Genomic DNA, 17,496 nt, shown 5'->3' on the forward strand with positions numbered 1-17,496 from the left:
CCACGAATAGCACTGATTGGAAAAGGGGTTTGTTTTGATAGTGGTGGGCTTGATATCAAACCTTCATCCGGTATGCGCTGGATGAAAAAAGACATGGGAGGGGCTGCTCATGTGATAGGATTGGCTCAGTGGATAATGAATCAACGTTTGCCTGTGCGATTGCAGGTGCTAATTCCTGCTGTGGAAAATTCTATTGGACCTAATGCTTTCAGGCCAGGTGATGTTTTAACCATGCGTAATGGATTGACTGTAGAAATAGAAAATACCGATGCAGAAGGGCGTTTAATCTTGGCTGATGCCTTGGTTAAAGCCTGTGAGGATAGGCCTGATTTAATCGTTGATTTCGCTACGTTGACGGGTGCTGCTCGAGTAGCAGTGGGCACTGAAATAGCCGCTATGTTTTCTAATCATGAGCAATTGGCTGAGAAAATAATCGAGGCCTCAAATAAAGTATCGGACCCTGTCTGGCGTTTGCCTTTGTTTTCACCGTATGAGGAGTTACTCAATTCTAATATTGCAGATTTGACCAATTCCAGCTCTTCTTCTTATGCGGGTGCAATCACTGCTGGATTATTTTTGCAACGATTTGTGACAAAATCAGTACCTTGGGTTCATTTTGATATTATGGCTTGGAATAATATAAGCAAACCTGGGAAACCGGAGGGTGGTGAAGCAATGGGGCTTCGAGCCGTTGCTGAGTATTTGGCACAGGTTTATGGATAAGATTTTAAGAAGGAGTTGGTTATGTTTATCACTTTTAGTTGTGATGCGTATGAGAACATTACTTATTTTAATGATGTAGCAAAACAGTTACTGTTATTGATGGGGCACAGCGGTACAGTTCCTGGTGCTATTAAGTCAGGTAATGTCGCAGAGGCATTAAGTAATCTACAGAAAGGGCTAGAGAAAATAAAAATTAAAGAGCAGTCATTTGAGAATAATGATAATGAAGAAGAACTGGAGCCTCAAATCAGTTTAGCTAAAAGAGCTATCCCTTTAATTTATATGCTGCAGGCGGCTATCAAAAAGGATTGCGATGTGTTGTGGTCTTATTCAAAATCACCCGGATAAATTCGATAGCCTGTTACTGTTGTCAGGAACTCCCAGGACCTCTTAAAGTTGCCTCTGAATCATCTGATTCAGCTTGAACTTTCATTGATGATATTTGACTTTTGAAACTTTTTGTAACTTCATGAGTATGTTCATTCTCAGGCTGATATTGTTTCATGTGCTCTTGACCTTCTTTTACTAAATCAATTAATTCACTTTTGCTTTGCATATCAAAGTTATTCGGATCCTTCACCATCGCTGGATCCATCTGGTTATTTAATAACTCTCTGTTTAATAACAACATACAGAAGGTGCGGCAATTTGCATCGCCAAAGGGGTGCAACTGCTCTAGTCTCTGTACTAAATTAACAATTGCGGTTAGTTTTTTATCAGGATCGTTTGCAGCTTCTTTTTCTTTGTAATAATCTTCAATAATTTCTCCAGCACGTGCTTCAATATTGTCGGAGATGTCCGCAATTAAGGTGGGTCTTTCATCATAAATATCGTTACATAAATCATCTAATAAATTATCTTTAATAATTTTCCCAAGAAAAATTCTGGCTTCTATGTAATCAACAATTGTTTGTGCGGAAGCGCGTTGAAGAGCTGTTTTTTCATTGTCTCTTCGTCCTTCCATAGCTTTCTTATATATTTGTTGTTCCTCTGTGGTAAGTCCATTAATATCTTCAGGAGTAATTTTATATTGTTCATATTTAGTATCCTTTGACATCTGTTTAAAAATATCTCCCTTAGATGATGGTTTAGGCAGGGGATATAATCCCCTTATTAGGTAACTTTTTTCCAGGCATTCTTTGAGATTATATGGGTATTTAGGATCGGTATATTGGTTTTTAATAAATTCCTTGATTCCCTCGGAAGAAGAGGCCGAGTTAGTTAATCCATAAACAGCCCCTGTCTCTTTATCTCTAAATGCCGTATTATTAGAGACTAGAGATTCCACTTGATTTATTGCTATGGCTCTTAGCGTTTGGATATATTCCGGAGTTAATTTCTTTTCTAATGTAGACAGCATGTGCTTATGAGCTTCTAACATGCCTTTCATGTATCCTTTTTCATCTTCAAAGGCATCCTTTCCCAGATATTGGCGTTCCCTATCAATATACAAACGCCATATTTCATCGTCTTTAATATACTTTTTCATACCTGCAATCTCTTAATTGTGTTTTAATGGTATATCAAGTATAGCAGTTGTGTATTTATTTTACAGAAAACTCTCCTACTGCAATCCATGTATGGATTCATTGATGGTGTTGTAATTAAATTCGAAACCGTTCTCCAGCAGCCTTTTCGGCTGTACTCTTTCAGAATCTGTTAATATAACAGACGACTGACCGATTAGTAATTTTAAAGCAGATTCTGGCAGTGGTACCTCAGGCCCCCATTTAATTAATCGCAAATCTTTCAGCATTTCAGAGTTTTTACATGGCTGTGGGGCAACTATATTTATTGCTCCGTCAATAATATTGTTGTTGCTAGCAATGAATTCAATAGCTTTCGCAACATCCCTGATATGCACAAAAGGAACATATTGATTGCCAGAACCAAACCTACCGGCACAGAAAAAACCCGCGAACCTATAATAGGCAGAAGGCCACCTGTATTAGAGAGAACATGTCCTATTCTTAAATTAACCACGTTGCAATTCGCTCTATTGGCTCTTTTTTCAATTTCCTTGCAGACGTCAATTCTAAATTGTGTTCCTGGTTCACTGCTGTTGGCTGATTCGCTTTCTTCACTCAAAACGGTATTGCCAGCATGGCCATAAATTCCTACTGCCGAAGCTTGCAGATACTTCAATGGCTTTTCGCTCGCTCTATCTATGTTGCGGATTATTGTGTCAATTACTCGAAAGCGTGATTCTGCTATATCTGATTTCACAGACGAGGTCCATCTTTTAGCACCGGGATTTGCTCCACTTAAGTTTAATATGGTTGTGTTTTTATCAATTAAGTCCGACCAATCGTCATCAATAAGTCTGACTTTGACTCCTTCAATATTTATTTGTGTATCTGAAGAACGACTTAAACAATAGACATCATAGCCTTTTTTAATAAATTCCCAACTAACTTCTTTTCCAATCATCCCGGAACCGCCTGCTATAATAATTTTTTTATTCTTAACGTCATTCTTTTTATTCACTTGAAAATGACCGTAATAATGCAATAAAGTACCAATCATAGGGAAAGAGACTTTGCCATCAAATTTCCAGCCTTCTTCTGTTGGTTTTTCAATCCACTCTGATTTTGGTAGTAAAAACATGGGCAATGGTATTCTGAATGAATCAAAAAAAGTTATGCCTTGGGATTCATATCTTAACGACTGATCTGGCTGACGCTTTATCGTGTATATAAATCGAAAGACTTTGTCTAGAAAGCCACCAATACCTTCACTTAAATACTTTTGTCGGTCAAATCCGCAGTACACGGAATGTGTTGTTGAATATGTTTTCTGTTGTGGCGTATTATAGCCAAATACCCTGTTCCAGCGCTGTACATCTTTAGACAAGTTGATTACTTCAGCGTAAAACGGTTGCTGGTACATATTACTGGGAAAACCTGCAAAAGCCCCAAGTATCCTTGCAAAAGAGGTAGGTTTTTCTACGGTAACAACACCCAGACCACTTCCTCCAATGTTAGATGTTTTAAAGTCTTTTACATGGTTATCAAGTAAATGAGAATCAGGAAAAACTCTACCAAATAAAGAGGAGGAAGAATCATCAGTTATCGATAATCGGGGTACCGGCCAATAGTTTGATTTCGTTGAGCCGCCTAAGCTGAAAGATACTAAATATTCAAACATACCTCGTTGTAATGAAGGAAGATAGGTAGTAGCAGCACCCATTACGCCATTCCTTAACTTTCTAAGTAATGGATTATTAACTTGCCCTATTAATGCGATAAAATCAGCGATATTTTGAACTGTTTTAGCACGTGGTTTTCGCTCTCGTTCGTATTCAGAGATACCTTGTAGATAGTCAATTCGGTTCAACTTAGATGCCAGGCAAGCGGCATCTTCGATACATAAGCCTGCTCCCTGAGCAATATTCGGTGCAGTAGCATGGGCTGAATCCCCCATTAACACAACTCGATTATCTTTTGATGTCCAGGGAAATTGTTCAACCCCTTTAATTTTAGCAATATCAGTTCTTAGTATTTTATGGGTCAAATTAATTAATTCTTCATAATCAACAGCGATATCTCCTGATTCTGTACGAATTGGTTTCCATCCCTTAACCAAATCTTTCAGAAACTCCTTAGTGTCCTCGTTAATTAATTGAACACCATTTATTGGCGATAGATATTTGTGATTTTTTTGAGTTTTAATGGCGATAAACCAAAAAACATTAGGGGGGGTTAGCGGAACATAACCAAACCGAACCTCATGATTGCCATATTGTTCAGATTTGTAAGTTCCCCAGGTTTCGAATGATGCTGCCCACCATTTGTGTTTGGTATCTGCAGGGATCTGAGTATTGGCACGAAAATAAGTATAACCGAGATCGGTTTCAAGAACTGGGGGTCGTTTTAATTCAGACATCAGGCAATTTCTGATTTTCGAATGGATACCATCACAAGCGATTAGTAAATCCCCTTTATATAATTTATCATCAGTTCTGACAATGATTTGATTATGGTGTCTTTCATATTCGCAGATTTTTTTTGATGTAATAATTTCAACATCATCCCTATTTTTTAAACCGTCTAACAGCATATTGATTAAATCATTTCGGCTTAAACATTGAACAGGAAATCGATCACTAAAGTCTTCATTAGCTCTCGCCAATATCTTCCCATTAGAATCGCGGTAACTAGGAAATGGCATGCAATAACCGAATTGTTCAATAAAATTTTGGTAGTTTGGTAAATTCTTCAATACTGACTGACTTGGCGGCCAAAGACCTATCCCTCCACCGACACTTTCTTGATTACTATCGACAGATGGTCGAGATTCGAATATGGTTACGTGAAATTTAACTTGTTGATTGCTATGAATTAATAAATTAGCCAGAGTTAATCCCGAGATGCCACCACCTACTATTAGAACATGTACTGATTTAACCATGATCTGTGCTCTTTGAATAACAATCCAGTTGTTGACTATAAAAAATACAATTTTATCATGATTTATATCTTTCATGAAGAAAATGAAAATGTATATTTCAATTTATTCAATAGAATGGGTGTGTAGTTCACACCCTTTGCTTCTATATTCTTTATAGTGCAAGCGACTTAACTCTTTCTCTGTTTCTATACTACTAACCAATTCAATGATTCTTTTGAATCGGGTATAGAAAAGCGGAATATTGCTTGATAAATTTAGTAAAATATCATTAAAGCCTCTGGGCTCTTTATCGTAGCCAATTTGTACTGGTGGAGGAGGCTCTGGTCCTTCTCCTTGAATGTTATGGGGAATGAAGCTGTCGTCTTTGAAGGTCCATAACAATTCATCCAGGTATTCCGTTTGTTGTTTATTATCACAAAGAACAAAAACCTTATGGCCTCTTATATAGGCTTTTTCAATTAAACGACATGCCACCAGCCAGCGAGATTCTGGTTGGTGACTAGCTAACAAATAAAAATCAACGCGAATTGGCAACATGACGTAGCAATTGTGTTAATAAAGGAACAGGTCTCCCGGTTGCATTACGTTTTTTCCCGGAAACCCAAGCAGTTCCTGCAATATCCAAATGAGCCCAACGGTATTTTTCAGTAAAACGTGATAAAAAGCATGCAGCAGTAATGCTTCCTGCAGTGCGATCAAAATTACTATTGATCATATCGGCTAGAGGGCTATCCAAAGCCTCTTGATAAGCATCGTCTAGTGGCATGCGCCAAACTTTATCCTGGCTTTCATTCGCAGCCAGTTCAATGGCTTCTGCTAATTTTTCGTCTTTCGTCATATAACCAGTAGCTACAGTACCCAGGGCAACTATGATTGCCCCGGTTAAAGTGGCAATATCAATTACAAAATCAGGATTATACCGTTCTGCGTAGGTTAAAGCATCCGCTAATACCAATCGACCTTCGGCATCGGTATTAAGAATCTCAACCGTTTGTCCTGACATGGTGCTTACGATATCACCAGATTTTACAGCCGAACCGCTTATCAAATTTTCTGTGCTCGCAATAATTCCAATAAGATTAATGGGTAGTTTCAGCAAAGCACAAGCTTTTATGGTTCCCAGTACACTTGCCGCGCCAGACATGTCATATTTCATTTCGTCCATAGCATTAGCGGGTTTTATCGACAAACCTCCTGAGTCAAAGGTGATGCCTTTACCAACAAGAATTACTGGCGCTGAGTTTTTGTTACCTTGGTAATGAATGTCTATTAATCTTGGTGGTTGGTCACTTCCCTGAGCAACTGCTAATAATGCCCCCATACCCATTTGCTGCATTTCATCTGGCCCCATAACCTTGCAGCTAATTTGATCAAATTGTTCTGATAATAAAATGGCTTGCTCACCTAAATAAGTAGGAGTACAAATATTGGCAGGCATATTCGCTAAATTACGGCAAAATTCAACCCCTGAGACAAGCGCTTTGGCTGTCTCCAGATTTTTTTCAGTTGCTCCAGGTAAATAGAATACAACCGATTCCAATCGGTGAGCTTTTGAATTTTTAGTTTTAAAATCAAGGAGTTGATATCTCAAATTATCAATTTGAACAATCATTTGTTCTATCTGCCATTCGGCCGATTCTTGATTTAAGCGAGGCATGCAGAGCGTTGCCGAAGAGAAGCGTTGTTTAATTAATGCTTCCGTAATTTCACCCACACGTTTTTGGAGTGCACTGGTGTTAAATTCTTCTTTTTTGCCGCACTGAATAATTAATAAGCTATGCCCTTCCACATCAGCTTGCCATACAGTATTACCTGGTTCAGGGGCTCTTTGGCAAAGTTTTTTGATAAGTCCTTGATGTTCTTTATCCAGAGTTACCGCAAAATCTGGTAATTCTAAATCAGAAAAAATACCAAGCACCAGGCATTCGCTGGTAGTTAGTGAAGGTTTGTATGTTAATCCATAGTTCATGATCTCTTCCATTGCCTCTTAAAAATAGACAATTAGTTTACCTAAATTACAAAAGCATTTGAAATGAAAAATTCACTTTTAAATGAATTCTATTTTTAAATAAGAGTGTTATGAATTATTATCCTCGGCTCTTTTTTATGTTACAGGATACACTAAAAACCTCAAACTCTTGGTGTGAAAAAGGTTTTAATTTAATCATTTGCATTGAAGTGGGTATAAACTCTCTCATTAAAAACCTTGTTGTCTGTCTTGGGGGTTGGTTGTAAGTCCTGTATTATTCTGAAAGAATCGAATTATTTATACATCCTCTAATTAAGGGTATTGGGTAGTGATTATTTTTCGTTACTTGGCTAAGGAAGTGTTTCTCACTTTGATCGCATTAACAGCGATATTAGTTCTTATTTTCATGAGTAATCAATTTATTCAATACTTGAATCGCGCCGCTTCTGGTTCAATTCCCGGTTTTATTATCATGAAATTGATGATGCTGGAATTGCCAAATTTAATGGGTTTACTGCTTCCTTTGGGCTTTTATGTTGCTTTGCTATTAGCTTATGGTCGCTTGTATGCTGAAAGTGAAATGACAATACTTCGAGCTTGTGGTTATGGTCCTAAGCAATTATTAATGCATAGTTTTATTATGGCAAGTATTGTGTTAGTAATTGTCGGAGCTGTAATGATTTGGGCTAGTCCAGTGATCGCTGTTGAGCGAACTAAACTGATTCGTTCTACTGGAATTAAAACGTTGATCCAAACCATTATGCCGGGGCGCTTTCACGCTATTAACAGTGGCCAACAAATCTTCTATGTTCAAGCCATGAATCGTGATCATTCACAGGCCGAACAAATATTTATGGCAAAGCACACAGTGCAAGGCAATCAGTTGTTGTGGGATATACTGTGGGCAGATAAGGCATTCGCAAAGGCTAATCCTAAAACAGGTGAAGAATATATCGTATTGGAAAATGGCAAAGAATACCAAGGAATTCCTGGACATGCTGATTACCAGATCGCCGAATTTGCTAGCTATCAATCGAAGTTACCGCATCCAACCGTGGTTATGAATGATGATGCTCGAACTGCGAAAACCAGTACGTTGTGGCCTTTTAACAATCCTGATTTGAAAAAAGCGGCTGAACTGCAATGGCGAGTTTCTATACCTTTGATGGTATTAACTCTGACTTTGGTTGCTGTTCCTCTGAGCCGGGTCAATCCGCGTTCGGGAAAATATTCAAAACTATTACCAGCCATTATTATTTATATTTTTTATGCCAACTTTATCTTTGTTTCTCGCGATGCGATCGCAACCGGCAAGATCCCTTGGTGGATAGGTATGTGGTGGGTGCATCTTGTTATCGCGATCTTGGGTATTGTATTCATTTGGCGAAATCAGGTGAAGCTTGCATGAGTAGAAAAATACTCGATCGTTATGTTGCCAAAACAGTTTTATCTGCTATCGGGTTAGTGACCTTGATGCTGATAGGACTGCAAATTTTTATTTTGTTTGTGAATCAAATCGATGATTTAGGTCGGGTTGATTATGGGATCTTGCAAGCGAGCGTTTTTGTTCTCTTGCAAATGCCATATCAAGTGTATTTATTTTTTCCTATAGCCAGTCTATTGGGGTGTTTAATTGGTTTGGGAATATTGGCTAATCATAGTGAGCTGGTTGTAATGAGATCAGCTGGGATGTCTATTGCTCAAATCACAGGAGCAGTATTGAAAGCGTCTCTGGTGGTTATCGTCTTGATTACTTCTTTAGGTGAAACCATTGTGCCAGTTATGGCGCGTTATGCCAATGAATATAAGGTCTCAGCATTAACCGGTGGCCAGGCTTTACTGACTCCAAGAGGAGTTTGGCTCCGTTACGGTAATGATTTTGTATCCATAGCCTCTGTGACACCCGAAAATACTTTACGATATGTCAATCAATTCCGCTTCGATAATCAACATAATTTACAACTAGCTCGTCTCATTAGTGAAGTAAAGTATGTTAATAATTCGTGGGAAGCTTATGATGTGAAACAGACAGTATTTGCTAAGGATCATACCAAAGCATCTCATTTTGATACTCTTCCTTGGGATGTGGCCGTGAAACCAGAAATCCTTAAAATAAGCGGTACCAATCCAGATGAAATGACTTTGCACGAGTTAAACCGCTACCTCCGCGAACAACAACGTAACCATCAAAATGTGTCGAATTATAAATTTGCTTTCCTTCAAAGAATTACCCAACCCCTGAATACTATGGTGATGATGATATTGGCAATCCCTTTTATTTTTGGCCCATTACGTTCTTCAACTATGGGTTCAAAATTATTAGTAGGTGCTATAGTCGGATTTGGATTCCATATCCTCAATCGATTTTTTGGGCCTGTAAGTACTGTGTTTCAGTGGCCACCCGAAATAGCTGCTTTTAGCCCAACTATCATATTTTCTTTAATTGGGTTTTACTTAATGCGAAGAGTAAGATAATGGCATTAATGAGGCATGTGTTTGAATATTTAGCTAATCCCTTTTTCTTATGTTTATTGTTATTAGGCGTTTCAATTTTTCTATTGTGGCGTCGATTTTTTCTGATGACCAAGGCAGTTCTCACTAGCGCCTTTATCGTTTTGTTGATAATTAGTACTGGGTGGTTGCCCAGATACTTGACTAATAAAATGGAGTCGCAATACACTGTAGTGAGTCAAATTGATCCCAGTATAAAGTGGTGGTAGTTTTAAGCGGAGGCCAAAATCAGGCAGAAGGAATGCCCGCCAATGATTTGTTAACCTCAGCAAGTATTAAGAGGTTGACAGAAGGCATTCGATTGTTGAGAGCTTTGCCAGATGCAAAATTGCTTTTATCTGGTGGTGGCTCTGCAGGTGAACAACCAGAGGCTCTATTATTGGCGCAATTAGCTAAGTGGTTTTCTATACCAGAAGAAAAAATTGTGCTTGAAATAAATTCTGTTAATACAGCAGATCAGGCTCGTGAATTGGTCGCAATAGTGAATAAACAACCTTTTTATCTCGTAACGTCTGCTATTCACATGCCACGCTCTATGGCTTTATGCCAACAGCAAGGCTTGCACCCGATAGCTGCTCCTACTGATTTTACCTTTTTTTGGTCTACAGATACTTGGGTAAAAATGATTATACCTAATCCCTATAATCTTGCTTACAATTCCATTGCGTTTCATGAAATATTAGGAAAAATTTGGGCTTTTGGGATCAAAAGAAACTAATTTCTAATCTCGCTTCGAAGTTACAGTAAATTTATGCTATAGATCTTCATAACATCAAAGATAAATAAGAAGGCTTTTTATGACTGAAATGGATATTTTAACTTTGTTCTATGATGCAATGATAGCAAAAGGAATCACAAGAGAGCAGGTTTCTTTAAGCATTGAGGAGGATGCCGCAGCAATACTTACTCAAAGAATGGGTAGGCAGGTCTCAGTAGAAGAAGCACAAAAACTAACTGATATATGCATTGCCAATGAATGGCTTGAAAGGACAACCGCTGATCCTAATTATAAATATTTATCATTGACAGAAGCGGGGTTACAAATGCTTCTCTCAGCTTTATATAGGTAGTTTGGGTCATTCCGAACGGTTGAATACCGAATGTACGATTAAATGAACTAAAACATGCCATTTTAGGGTATAATCTTTGGGCAAAACTCGGTAAAATATATCACTTTATTCTTTTTTTATAGTCATTATGCCAAAACGAACCGATATAAAATCTATTCTGATCCTTGGAGCAGGCCCTATAGTTATTGGGCAGGCTTGTGAGTTTGATTATTCAGGTACACAAGCGCTACGCGCTTTGAAAGAAGAAGGATACCGAGTGATATTAGTGAACTCCAATCCAGCAACCATAATGACTGATCCGGAACTTGCGGATGCCACCTATATTGAACCTATTCAATGGAAAGAAGTAGCGCGCATTATTGAGATTGAGCGGCCGGATGCTCTTTTGCCTACCATGGGTGGGCAAACAGCTTTAAATTGCGCTTTGGATTTAGTACGGGAAGGTGTGTTAGCCAAGTATTCTGTAGAAATGATAGGGGCTACACGTGAAGCGATTGACAGGGCAGAAGACAGGGAAAAATTTCGCCAACTCATGATTAAAATCGGATTGGATATGCCAAGATCGGCTATTGCACATAGTTTGGAGGAGGCAATTCAAGTTCAAGCCCAATTGGGATTTCCCACGATTATCCGACCGTCCTTTACTATGGGGGGTAGTGGGGGTGGTATCGCTTACAACCGCGAAGAATTTGAAGAAATTTGTATTAGAGGATTGGAATTATCGCCAACGCATGAGCTTTTAATTGATGAATCAGTATTAGGCTGGAAAGAATATGAAATGGAGGTAGTCCGGGATAAAAATGATAATTGTATTATTGTTTGTACTATAGAAAATTTTGATCCCATGGGGGTACATACTGGAGACTCCATTACAGTTGCCCCGGCGCAAACATTGACTGATAAAGAATATCAGCGCATGCGAGATGCAGCAATTAAAGTATTAAGAGCGGTTGGTGTAGATACAGGAGGATCAAACGTTCAGTTTGCGATTAACCCTGAAGATGGTCGTATGCTGGTGGTAGAAATGAACCACGTGTCTCTAGGAGTTCCGCTTTAGCATCAAAAGCTACTGGTTTTCCAATAGCAAAAGTTGCAGCCAAATTGGCTGTAGGATATACCTTAGATGAATTAAAAAATGAAATTACTGGCGGCATAACTCCGGCTTCTTTTGAGCCTAGTATCGACTATGTGGTGACAAAAGTACCGAGATTTAATTTTGATAAATTCCCTCAGACCTCAAATACTCTTACTACTCAGATGAAATCAGTGGGCGAGGTCATGGCGATTGGTTCCAATTTCCAGGAATCATTACAGAAAGCCATAAGAGGTTTAGAAATTGGAAGATGTGGCTTGCATTCGCTATTTCAGAAGGAAGATATGGCCCGTTTGCGCGGGCATTTACGAGAACCGACTCCTGATAGACTTTGGTTTATTGCAGACGCCTTTAGGCAAAACTTGTCAGTTGAGGAAGTTTATCTGGAAAGTCGAGTAGATCGATGGTTTTTAGGTCAAATTCAGGAGTTGGTTTTTTTAGAGAATTCCATTATAGGAAAAGCCATTCAAGACCTGGATGAAGCGACCTTACATTGGTTGAAGCACAGAGGTTTTGCCGATGCCTATTTAGCGAAATTGCTAGGGTGTACTGAAGCTCAAGTTCGTACTCGACGGATTGAGCTAGGAATCTTACCTGTTTATAAACGAATTGACTCCTGTGCCGGAGAGTTTCCTAGCGATACGGCTTATCTTTATTCTTGCTATGAACGTGGCAGTTGTGAAGCGCGACCGGAAAAAAATAAGAAAAAGATTATGATTCTTGGTGGTGGGCCTAATAGAATCGGACAAGGCATTGAATTTGATTATTGTTGTGTTCATGCTGCTTTGTCATTAAGAAGTGCAGGTTATCAAACCATCATGGTAAACTGTAACCCAGAAACCGTTTCAACCGACTTTGATACTTCAGATCGACTCTACTTTGAACCAGTTACTTTAGAAGATGTGCTATCTATAGCCGAAGTCGAAAAACCTGAAGGCGTTATTGTCCATTATGGTGGACAAACCCCATTAAAGTTAGCTCGTAGCCTAGAAGCAAATGGTGTAAAAATAATAGGGACCTCATCTGATGCTATTGATATGGCTGAAGACAGGGAGCGATTTCAGCAAATGGTGAAGGAGTTAAATCTGCACCAGCCTGATAATGGAACTGTCCGCAGTGAAGCGGAAGCAATCGCGTTGGCGAATAAAATCGGTTATCCATTAGTAGTGCGCCCTTCTTATGTGCTTGGTGGTCGTGCCATGGAAATTGTTTATAATGAAGATGATTTACGTTATTACTTATCTCATGCTGTTGAAGTCTCTAATGATTCACCAGTGTTACTTGATAAATTCTTAAATGATGCCATTGAAGTGGATATTGATGCCGTTTGTGATGGGAAAGAGGTATTAATTGGCGCCATTATGGAACATATTGAGCAGGCAGGTATCCATTCAGGCGATTCGGCATGTACTCTACCTCCTTTTAGCTTAGGTGTCGTAGTTCAACAGGATTTGATAGAACAAATACGGAAGATGGCGTTAAAATTAGGTGTGGTTGGTTTAATTAACGCACAGTTTGCTATTCAAGCGGATGATATTTATGTGCTCGAAGTCAATCCCCGTGCCTCAAGAACGGTGCCTTTTGTTTCAAAAGCTACTGGACTATCTTTAGCTAAGATAGCTGCTCTTTGTAAAGTGGGTGTGGGGTTGGAAGAACAGGGGTTGAGCCAAAATCATCACGTACCTTCTTTTTATTCTATTAAATTACCGGTTTTCCCATTCATTAAATTTTCTGGTGTGGATTCTATTCTTGGGCCTGAAATGAAGTCTACTGGTGAAGTAATGGGTATTGCCAAGCGATTTGGACAAGCATATGCTAAAGCCCAATTAGGTGCCGGGGTTAATATTGTGAAACGACGTCGTGCGTTTGTATCGGTGCGTGATGCAGATAAGACCCGAGTAGGAGAGATAGCCAAGAGGTTGATTGAATTAGGTTTTGAAATTATCGCTACGCGAGGTACTGCTTTAGCATTACAGGCTGCTGGTGTCGATTGCAGAAGAGTCTTTAAGGTCGCAGAAGGTAGGCCTCATGTACTGGATTTTATCAAAAATAATGAAATTGACTTTATAGTGAATACTACTGAAGGCAAACAAGCAATTGCAGATTCTTTTGCAATTAGACGCAATGCCTTACAACACAAGGTTAGCTACACTACGACCTTATCAGGGGCTGAGGCAGCTTGCCTTGCTATGAAGTATGAAGACAGGGAAACCGTAACTCGATTACAAGATTTACATTAGAGGTAGATATGAGTAAACATCCTATGACAGTTGAAGGTGCGGAAGCACTGAAGTTAGAGTTGCATCGTTTAAAGTTTGTGGATCGCCCTCGCATTGTAGAAGCAATTGCGACTGCAAGAGCTCATGGTGATTTGAAAGAAAATGCAGAGTATCATGCTGCTCGCGAGCAGCAAAGTTTTAATGAAGGGCGCATTCAAGAGCTCGAGGCGAAATTGTCTCATGCTCAAATCATTGATATCAGTAAACTTCCTAATAATGGTAAAGTAATATTTGGTTCAACAGTGACAATTTGCCACGTGTCAACTGGTTCTGAATTGACTTATCGAATAGTAGGAGAGGATGAAGCGGATATCAAATTAAATAAAATTTCATACAGCTCTCCTATAGCACGTGCCTTAATTGGTAAAGAACTTGACGACACCGTTACAGTCGAAACGCCTGGCGGCATGGTGGAATATGAAATTATTGATGTGCAATATGTAGTTGAGTAATAAAAATATTTTTATATCTTGCGTAAGTTGTGGGTCAAAACGACCCAAACTTACCTAGGGTTGAAATACTTCTTGCTGGATGCCTCCTACCAGCCATTCTCTGTTATCATCAAATTGGCGGAAGTGCCAAATCTCATCAAGAGTAGAGATTTCGCCATTTTCTTTTATTGTGCCGGTAAAATGTACACTTGCTATGGTTGAACGGGATTGCTTTGATACATCAAGTAATTTAGCATCAAGTGAGATAACTTCGGTTTGGTTGGGAGCATCACCGCGTTCATCCAGCTGCATTTTGATTTCTGCAAATACTTCAGGTACGGTAAAGGTTTGTAAATCATGCAGATTTTTTTGATCATAAGCAGCTTGCAAACGTATAAAAGTAATCTTTGCATTACGAATAAAATTGTCTGTATCAAAATTTGTCTCTTGTTGAGAAAAAGGAAAACTGTTGCTGTTTCCATTATTGGTGAAAGGTTGAGTAAATTGTTGAAATGGATTTTGGCGAAATGCACCTGATTGGGCTGATTGCATACCTGGTTGCATTCTTCGGCGTAAAAAACTCACTATAAAGAAGATAATTGAACCAAGAATTAACCAGCTAATAAGCCCATTAGCCAAGCCATGCCCCATAAAGAGACTAGCTAATAATCCACCCACTAAAAGACCACCTAGCATTCCTCCCCATCTGCTTTTATTGACTTTTTGCCCGATTGAAGAGGTGTTGTATGTTTTATTAGATGAGAAAAGGCTGCTTTGGGAGCGCTGCACCCCAAAACTTCGTCCACCACCAAAACGCTTAGCGGCAGCTTCATTGATAATTAATCCAAATGACAGCAAAGCAATCAGGAAATACGATAATAGAGTACGCATATTTATATCCTCTTTTTTAAAATCAGAGCTATTATATCTGAACTCAAGTCAAGTTGCTTGTTTTCTTAATTTAGATTTACTTGCTTTGAATAATTTACGGGCTTGTCGCTATAAGCTCATCTAGAATTTCTTCGTGTCACAATTGTAACTTATTGTTGCGACAGAACTCCTTCTTTCAATTCCTAACTCAGCAAGGTGAGGCTTGAGCAAAAATATTTCAGATTGAAGCTATACTTATATTGAGTTATGTCACGAGCCACTATCATGCCTAGTTCCAAAGATAAAATTCGTGAAGATTTAGAAACATTAATTCTGTCCAAATACACGTTACCGCCTAAGCAATTTGCGGAAGAAGAAATAGCAGTTAAGCAAACTATACAAAAATTACTTCTTGTGTTAGGGCAACCTGAGAATCAGATTAGTATGTTGCCTTCAATCTCGGTTGAATCAATTGAAAATATGACACGACGTGGTCAACTAACCTTAGTAGCAAACAATTTAGATGATAATTTTTTGCGGTCTATTGAAGGGGTTTTAAAAAAAACAAACATTGAATTTCAAAAAGATGGTGAAAAAATTGTTTTATCCAATTTGTATAACCGATGTAAAAAGGATCTAATAGCAGAAAAAGGAAAAGAGCCTAATTTTGGAGATGTACTACTAAGAATGTACACAGAAGACAGCCCATTTTATAAAAAATTAAATGCTATTGTTGGTGGGTATAATGATCCTACAACTACTACCGATAGCGAAAAAAAATTAGCTCTTTTATTAAATGTAGCAATACACAAAGCTGGTTTAAATAAACGGAAATTTGAAGTACAGCAAACGCCAGATGAGCTGTATCGTGGACAAAGTTTTGGATTGGATAATTTTGTCAAAAAATTCGAGCGAACAAAAGAGCTGCAAACTCAAGGCAAGCTAACTACTCTTTCACCAGAGGAGCTGGCCGAAATTAATGTTGTGGATATTGTGGGAAAAAAAATTGCTAGCACCTCTACCGATTTACAAGTCACGTCTGATTTTGCAACGAAATCGGGGGTAGTCATCCACATTAAAAACCCAGAGCAGTTAGCAGATTTTTATAACGTAGCTAACATATCAAAATTTGCCAATGAAGAAGAATTTATATCAAGGATACCTGATGATATTGCTATAATTCCAATTGATATCACCAAAGACGTTTCGGGGGTGAGTCATATTGAAGTAGTCTGTATTCACTCTGAAAATGTATTGCTCCATAATTCAACTCGTATGAATGATATACGTGATTCCTTAAGAAATTATATTAAAAATGAAATCTACCAAAGCTCCGGATATTTTACACCATATTTTTTTTCGGATACCCTTAATCAGATTCAAAAGGAGATAATGGAAAAGTTGGTAATGATTGTGAATGAATCAGAAGCGCTTAATATCAACCAACAAGACAAATTTTTAGAAATTGCGTTGACCACTCTCGCAGAGCTTTATAAAACGACGCCAACAACGTATCCAAAAGAAAGATTTGATGTGATCAATTCTATGTTGCAAGAATATGCCGCAGTAGTCGCTGATCTAAAAGTCGTACATGGAATTTATGATTCAAAAGAAATCATTGCTCAAGAGCAGGAGAAACTTAATGCGAATTTGGCAGGAAAGCGTATATGGGTGGCATCGATTGCTGGCAAACCTGTAGATGTTATGATTACACCAATAAAAAGCGATTTGAACAAACTTCTTGACCCAGCATCATCATCTGCAGACATTAGGCAGGCGGCAAATAATATACTTGAGTCCATTAAAACAAACGTTGACATTGAAAAAAAATTTCCCATGTTGCGGGATAGTATGAATGATGTCATAATATCTCTCGATAAAATCGAGAAACATCAACAAATTCTAAAAGAATCTCAAGTACAACCCACAGTAGTTTTCAAGTCTCAATTGCGACAAATTAAATCCCAAGAACCTGAAATGGAAAACATAGAAAGTAATACATATAAGCCAAATTGATCGAAAAACGTTCTTTTTATGGTTCATGATATGGTATAATAGCTTCCAGACTATATTAAATTACATTGAATAATAAAGTCATTAATTTTTAACTTTTGTACGGTGCGATTTTTCAAGAGTCTCG

At 38.4% G+C, this 17,496-nt stretch carries 14 protein-coding genes and 1 pseudogene; 9 read left to right on the forward strand and 6 right to left on the reverse strand.

The window, feature by feature from the left end; translation table 11 throughout:
* Both OK13_RS01175 and OK13_RS01180 read left to right on the forward strand, forming a co-directional pair.
* The coding region (locus OK13_RS01175; protein ID WP_035886840.1) for a leucyl aminopeptidase family protein at positions 1 to 723 on the forward strand (723 nt) is incomplete at its 5' end.
* 21 nt (positions 724 to 744) lie between these two features.
* On the forward strand, positions 745 to 1,071 hold the full coding sequence (locus OK13_RS01180) for a DUF1840 domain-containing protein (RefSeq protein ID WP_035886842.1): 327 nt from the start codon (positions 745 to 747) through the stop codon (positions 1,069 to 1,071).
* Positions 1,072 to 1,093: 22 nt separating this feature from the next.
* Here the strand turns inward: OK13_RS01180 and OK13_RS01185 are convergent, their stop codons facing one another.
* The 5 genes from OK13_RS01185 to OK13_RS01200 form a co-directional block, all read right to left on the reverse strand.
* Positions 1,094 to 2,212, reverse strand: coding sequence for a Fic family protein (locus OK13_RS01185; RefSeq protein WP_035886844.1), 1,119 nt, complete (start codon positions 2,210 to 2,212; stop codon positions 1,094 to 1,096).
* Between the two features lie 75 nt (positions 2,213 to 2,287).
* Positions 2,288 to 2,479 (reverse strand): DUF1731 domain-containing protein, encoded by a 192-nt coding sequence (locus OK13_RS16130; RefSeq protein WP_420911414.1) that lies wholly within the window; start codon positions 2,477 to 2,479, stop codon positions 2,288 to 2,290.
* 35 nt (positions 2,480 to 2,514) lie between these two features.
* On the reverse strand, positions 2,515 to 5,133 hold the full coding sequence (locus OK13_RS01190; protein WP_241480321.1) for a DUF4166 domain-containing protein: 2,619 nt from the start codon (positions 5,131 to 5,133) through the stop codon (positions 2,515 to 2,517).
* A 102-nt stretch (positions 5,134 to 5,235) separates the two neighbouring features.
* A complete protein-coding gene (locus tag OK13_RS01195) occupies positions 5,236 to 5,670 on the reverse strand; it encodes a DNA polymerase III subunit chi (RefSeq protein ID WP_035886846.1) in 435 nt (144 codons plus the stop codon).
* The gene (locus OK13_RS01200; RefSeq protein ID WP_035886848.1) at positions 5,651 to 7,102 is read right to left on the reverse strand and encodes a leucyl aminopeptidase; all 1,452 of its coding nucleotides are present in this window, start codon (positions 7,100 to 7,102) and stop codon (positions 5,651 to 5,653) included. The genes OK13_RS01195 and OK13_RS01200 overlap by 20 nt, the downstream gene beginning before the upstream one ends.
* A 328-nt stretch (positions 7,103 to 7,430) precedes the next feature.
* Between OK13_RS01200 and lptF the strand changes: the two genes are divergently transcribed.
* The 6 genes and pseudogenes from lptF (at position 7,431) to greA (ending at position 14,507) form a co-directional block, all read left to right on the forward strand.
* Positions 7,431 to 8,510: an LPS export ABC transporter permease LptF gene (gene lptF / locus OK13_RS01205; RefSeq protein ID WP_035886849.1), complete on the forward strand. Its 1,080-nt coding sequence runs from the start codon at positions 7,431 to 7,433 to the stop codon at positions 8,508 to 8,510.
* On the forward strand, positions 8,507 to 9,577 hold the full coding sequence (gene lptG, locus OK13_RS01210) for an LPS export ABC transporter permease LptG (RefSeq protein ID WP_035886851.1): 1,071 nt from the start codon (positions 8,507 to 8,509) through the stop codon (positions 9,575 to 9,577). The genes lptF and lptG overlap by 4 nt, the downstream gene beginning before the upstream one ends.
* Before the next feature lie 238 nt (positions 9,578 to 9,815).
* The gene (locus OK13_RS01215) at positions 9,816 to 10,331 is read left to right on the forward strand and encodes a YdcF family protein (protein ID WP_277619249.1); all 516 of its coding nucleotides are present in this window, start codon (positions 9,816 to 9,818) and stop codon (positions 10,329 to 10,331) included.
* A 79-nt stretch (positions 10,332 to 10,410) separates the two neighbouring features.
* The gene (locus OK13_RS01220; RefSeq protein ID WP_035886853.1) at positions 10,411 to 10,683 is read left to right on the forward strand and encodes a hypothetical protein; all 273 of its coding nucleotides are present in this window, start codon (positions 10,411 to 10,413) and stop codon (positions 10,681 to 10,683) included.
* Positions 10,684 to 10,810: 127 nt separating this feature from the next.
* Positions 10,811 to 14,016, forward strand: a pseudogene (gene carB, locus OK13_RS01225) (carbamoyl-phosphate synthase large subunit).
* 8 nt (positions 14,017 to 14,024) lie between these two features.
* Positions 14,025 to 14,507, forward strand: a complete 483-nt coding sequence (greA, locus tag OK13_RS01230) for a transcription elongation factor GreA (protein ID WP_035886856.1) — start codon at positions 14,025 to 14,027, stop codon at positions 14,505 to 14,507.
* Between the two features lie 54 nt (positions 14,508 to 14,561).
* Here greA and OK13_RS01235 read toward each other — a convergent pair whose 3' ends face one another.
* The gene (locus tag OK13_RS01235) at positions 14,562 to 15,377 is read right to left on the reverse strand and encodes a Tim44 domain-containing protein (protein ID WP_035886858.1); all 816 of its coding nucleotides are present in this window, start codon (positions 15,375 to 15,377) and stop codon (positions 14,562 to 14,564) included.
* Positions 15,378 to 15,641: 264 nt separating this feature from the next.
* On the opposite strand from OK13_RS01235, the gene OK13_RS01240 reads away from it, so the two are divergent.
* Positions 15,642 to 17,372 carry a hypothetical protein gene (locus OK13_RS01240; protein ID WP_035886860.1) on the forward strand — a complete coding sequence of 577 codons (1,731 nt, stop codon included), beginning with the start codon at positions 15,642 to 15,644 and terminating at the stop codon, positions 17,370 to 17,372.
* The last annotated feature ends 124 nt before the right edge of the window (positions 17,373 to 17,496 follow it).

It is taken from the genome of Legionella norrlandica, from assembly GCF_000770585.1.
GTDB lineage: Bacteria > Pseudomonadota > Gammaproteobacteria > Legionellales > Legionellaceae > Legionella > Legionella norrlandica.

Excerpts from the sequence above, each read along its gene's own strand:
- OK13_RS01195 (WP_035886846.1), bottom strand. The coding sequence starts at position 5,670 with ATGTTGCCAATTCGCGTTGATTTTTATTTGTTAGCTAGTCACCAACCA.
- OK13_RS01240 (WP_035886860.1), top strand. The coding sequence starts at position 15,642 with ATGCCTAGTTCCAAAGATAAAATTCGTGAAGATTTAGAAACATTAATT.
- OK13_RS16130 (WP_420911414.1), bottom strand. The coding sequence starts at position 2,479 with ATGCTGAAAGATTTGCGATTAATTAAATGGGGGCCTGAGGTACCACTG.
- OK13_RS01190 (WP_241480321.1), bottom strand. The coding sequence starts at position 5,133 with ATGGTTAAATCAGTACATGTTCTAATAGTAGGTGGTGGCATCTCGGGA.
- greA (WP_035886856.1), top strand. The coding sequence starts at position 14,025 with ATGAGTAAACATCCTATGACAGTTGAAGGTGCGGAAGCACTGAAGTTA.
- OK13_RS01180 (WP_035886842.1), top strand. The coding sequence starts at position 745 with ATGTTTATCACTTTTAGTTGTGATGCGTATGAGAACATTACTTATTTT.
- OK13_RS01220 (WP_035886853.1), top strand. The coding sequence starts at position 10,411 with ATGACTGAAATGGATATTTTAACTTTGTTCTATGATGCAATGATAGCA.
- OK13_RS01235 (WP_035886858.1), bottom strand. The coding sequence starts at position 15,377 with ATGCGTACTCTATTATCGTATTTCCTGATTGCTTTGCTGTCATTTGGA.
- OK13_RS01185 (WP_035886844.1), bottom strand. The coding sequence starts at position 2,212 with ATGAAAAAGTATATTAAAGACGATGAAATATGGCGTTTGTATATTGAT.
- OK13_RS01200 (WP_035886848.1), bottom strand. The coding sequence starts at position 7,102 with ATGAACTATGGATTAACATACAAACCTTCACTAACTACCAGCGAATGC.
- lptG (WP_035886851.1), top strand. The coding sequence starts at position 8,507 with ATGAGTAGAAAAATACTCGATCGTTATGTTGCCAAAACAGTTTTATCT.